Here is a 4,574-nt window from a genome sequence, read left to right as displayed (position 1 = left end):
GTTGGCAATTTGAACCAAATCTAAACTTACTTGTGTGGCACGAGCCAGCGCGTCTTCTATCGGAACAATACCTAACTGCTCACCATCTTCTGCTATAAGACGAACTTCCGTTGCTTCGATATTCTCGTTGATCAACGCTTTTTTTGACTTGCCACTTTGGTTATTACGCTTAATGTCTATTTCTCCACATTAAAAATGCAAACATAGATGAGGTGCACATTTTATACTGCTTACTCACCAGAATTTGCGATACGACCTTTCTGTACAAAATCTTCTTTGAAGACCGCGAGAACATCTTCTAAAGGCATCACGCCAAGATCCTCTCCCTTACGAGTACGAATAGCCACTGTATTATTTTCAACTTCCTTATCACCCACAACAAGTAAATAAGGAATCTTGTTAATTGTGTGCTCGCGAATTTTAAAGCCGATCTTCTCGTTTCTCAAGTCCAGATGTGCTCTATATCCCGCTTCTTCGATATTTTTATGTATTTTTTTGCAATATTCGCTCTGTTTATCGGTAATATTCAGTATTGCGACTTGTTCAGGCGCCAACCAGAATGGAAATGCACCTTCGTACTGTTCGATCAAAATACCGATAAATCGCTCAAAAGAACCTAACACAGCACGGTGTAACATGACCGGAGTTTTACGTTCCTGATGATCACTTACATATTGGGCGTCTAGTCGACCCGGCATCGAAAAGTCTACTTGAATCGTTCCACACTGCCATACTCGGCCTAAACAATCCTTCAAAGAGAATTCAATCTTAGGGCCGTAAAACGCTCCCTCACCAGGCAATAAATCCCACTTCAAGCCTTTAGCGTCCAGAGATTCTGCTAAGGCTGCTTCGGACTTATCCCAAACCTCATCTGAACCAACGCGTTTCTCTGGTCGCGTAGATAGCTTGTAAAGAATCTCGCTAAAGCCAAAATCTTGATAAACTTCGTGCAACATATCGATAAAGGAAGATACTTCTTCCTGAATCTGCTCTTCAGCACAGAAAATATGCGCATCATCCTGAACAAAACCACGCACTCGCATAATACCGTGCAAAGCGCCAGATGCTTCATTTCTATGGCAAGAACCAAACTCGGCAAGACGTAAGGGCAACTCCTTATAACTCTTCAAGCCTTGATTAAATACCTGAACGTGGCATGGGCAGTTCATCGGCTTGATTGCAAAGTCTGCGTTCTCTGAGTGAGTAGTAAACATCTGCTCACTAAATTTATCCCAGTGGCCCGACTTCTCCCATAGCGTACGCTCAACCACTTGAGGCGTCTTAATTTCTTTATAACCATACTTGCGCTGCTTGGTACGCATGTAGTTTTCGATAGTCTGGTAGATACTCCACCCCTTGTCATGCCAGAAGACCATACCTGGCGCCTCATCCTGCATGTGGAATAAGTCTAACTTCTTACCTATTTTACGATGGTCTCGCTTTTCGGCTTCTTGTAAGCGATTCAAATATTGCTTTAGCTGCTTCTTATCTGCCCAAGCTGTACCGTAGATACGCTGCAACATTTTGTTGTCAGAATCGCCACGCCAGTACGCGCCAGAAATACGCATTAGTTTAAAATGATGGCAGAATTTCATGTTCGGCACGTGAGGGCCGCGGCACATATCTATATATTCTTCATGGTGATACAAAGCTGGCGTATCGGTCTTGGCGATATTTTCGTCAAGAATTTCCATTTTATAAGTTTCACCACGCGCTTCGAAAGCATCTCGTGCTTCTTGCCAGCTTACGGTCTTCTTAACAACGTCATAGCTCTTCTTAGCAAGCTCAAGCATACGCTTCTCGAGGGCTGCCATATCTTCTTCAGTGAGACGATGCTCTAAATCAACATCATAGTAGAAGCCATTTTCAATCGTTGGGCCAATCGCCATTTTGACATCAGGCCAAAGCTGCTTAATTGCGTGACCAACAAGGTGAGCGCATGAGTGACGCAATATTTCAAGGCCATCTTCATCTTTTGCAGTGATAATACTTAGTGTGGAATCTTCTTGAATCAACTCACAAGCATCGACCAATACATCATTTACGCGACCAGCGATGGTTGCCTTGGCAAGACCTGGACCTATATCTGCAGCAACATCCAATACGGATACAGCATTTTCAAACGAACGTTGACTACCATCAGGAAGCGTAATAACTGGCATATCTACCTCAAAATCAGTGGTGGCCCTTACTAAAGGTCACATGAGTTAAAAATTAAAAAATTACAAGCGCGCGATTCTAAACAAAAAACAAGTAAATTTGTACCGATATCTCCAAGTTTACGTTGATCGATGCACATCAATACTAAAACTGCGACCTTATTCCTAAGTGGCTCCAAAAAAGAAAAAACCCCGACACTCATTGAGTATCGGGGTTTTTAGACTCCTTAAGATTAAGCAGCAGCTTTTGCCAGCTTAGCTCTTTCTTTTGCAGCAATCTTATCAGGGCGAACAAGGAAGCGTGCCATCGCGGGTAGCAACCACAAGCTGCCAACCATGTTCCACAAGAACATAAAGAACAGCAGGATCCCCATATCTGCCTGGAATTTAATTGGCGAGAATATCCAAGTAAATACACCCAAACCAAGGGTCATACCCGTAAAGCAGACCGCTTTACCTGTCGTTCTAAGCGTCTGAAAGTAAGCCTCTTGTAAGACCACACCTTGTTTCAGTTTAGTCTCTAACTGACTATAGATATAGATACCATAATCGACACCAATCCCCACACCCAAGGCAATAACAGGAAGTGTCGCAACTTTAATACCAATACCCAATTGAGCCATAAGCGCTTCACACAGAACCGAGGTAAGTGCCAAAGGTGTAACGATACAAATAACAGCAGCTAAAGACCTGAACGTAATCAGACACAAAATACTAACGACCGAGTAAACAGAGGCTAACATGACATTCTTAGCCTTGGAAATAACCTCGTTAGTCGCCGCTTCAACACCTGCATTACCTGCCGCAAGTAAGAACTGGTAGTTTTCACTTGGGTACTGATCGATCAAGTCTTCCATCGTGTCGATCACAGTATCAAGCGTATCGGCCTCATGATCCTCCAAGAAGATGATCATTGGCGTCATACTACAGTCTGAATTAACCAGGCCTGAAGGTGCTCGCTGTATAGAAGAGTTAATAATTGACTCATTTCGGGATATTTCAAACCACTTCAAGCTTCCCTCATTGAGCGCTTTAGTCACCAATTTGGACACTGAGACCAAAGAAGCGGTAGATTCAACGCCTGGTGTATTTTCCAAACGCCATTGCATACGATCCATGACATCCATTAACTCATAGGTCGAACACATTTCTTTTGGCGTTTTAATCATCACAACCATAATATCGGCGCTGGTACTATAGTTGCTGATAATATAGTCGTTATCTAAATTGTAGCGAGAGTCAGGTCGCAGCTCTGGCGCACCTTTATCCAAGTCACCTATTTTAAGATCTTTCTGGTAGTAGAGACCTATACCACAACCCAGTATTGCAATAAGCACTGAAATCGGTGCCACACTTGGGTGAGCCATAAATGAAAGTGCGCGCCACTTTTTGTCACCATGAAGTTCAACATGCTTAGCATGCTTCAGGCCACCTTTACTCAAACCAGAGTACGAAACGATCACTGGATGGAGAACAAGGTTGGTAACAATAATAACCGCCACACCTACACCTGCGGCAACAGCGAGATCTTTAATCACGTCAATTTCAATGAACAATAATGTCAAAAAGCCAATCGCATCTGAAAGCAAAGCCAGAATACCCGGCCTTACAAGCTGTCTAAAAGTCAAACGACAAGCCATTAGCGGGTTATAACCATGAGCCTGCTCAACCGCAACCCGGTTAACTATCTGCACACCGTGACTAATACCAATCGCAAATACCAGGAATGGCACCAGTACAGAATAAGGATCTAAACCATAGCCAAGTAAGTTCAATATACCTAGCTGCCAAACCACCGCAATAATAGAGGTAACAATAGGTACCAATGTACCGACCATACAGCGAGAGTAGACAAACAAAAATGTTAAAGTTAGTCCGATTGTAATTAATGCAAAGACCGCAACCGCACTAATCCCTTCGATCAAATCACCAACTTTTTTTGCAAAGCCGATAATATGCACATTAATATTTGGATTTTTTGCTGTGTACTGGTTACGAACTTTGTCTTCTAACTTTAAAGAAAAGTCTTTGTAATCAAGAGGTTCATTTGTTTCTGGATTAATTTCAAATAAGGGGACATATATAATTGTCGATTTGAAGTCATCCGAAACTAATCGGCCAACCTGCCCAGACTTGAGCACATTTTGTCGTAGAACTTCTAGTGACTCATCAGACCCATCATATCCATCAGGAATAATCGGTCCGCCCTGAAAACCTTCTTCAGTAACTTCCACCCAACGGACATTGGGAGTCCATAGAGACTTCATTCCTGAGCGATCTACGCCTGGAAGGTAAAACAACTCATCTGTTATTTCACTCAAGGTCTCCATATACGCTTTGTCAAAGACGTCACCATCTTTAACTGCCACCGCAACGCGTATTGAGTTACCTAGATTTTCCAGATCCTCCCTATTC

Annotated in this window: 2 protein-coding genes and 1 pseudogene; all 3 read right to left on the bottom strand. The window is 42.9% G+C overall.

The window, feature by feature from the left end:
* Positions 1-174: pseudogene (locus A3735_RS18325) on the bottom strand (translation initiation factor IF-3); the annotation flags it as partial.
* Positions 175-230: 56 nt separating this feature from the next.
* Positions 231-2,162: a threonine--tRNA ligase gene (thrS, locus tag A3735_RS18320; RefSeq protein WP_068507661.1), complete on the bottom strand. Its 1,932-nt coding sequence runs from the start codon at positions 2,160-2,162 to the stop codon at positions 231-233.
* A 230-nt stretch (positions 2,163-2,392) separates the two neighbouring features.
* Positions 2,393-4,574, bottom strand: a 2,182-nt coding sequence (locus A3735_RS18315) for an RND family transporter (RefSeq protein WP_068638443.1), incomplete at its 5' end; no start/stop codon positions are given.

Source organism: Oleiphilus sp. HI0061, assembly GCF_001635675.1.
Note: the sequence above shows the minus strand (reverse complement) of the source record. Positions and strands in the feature narration are given on the sequence as shown.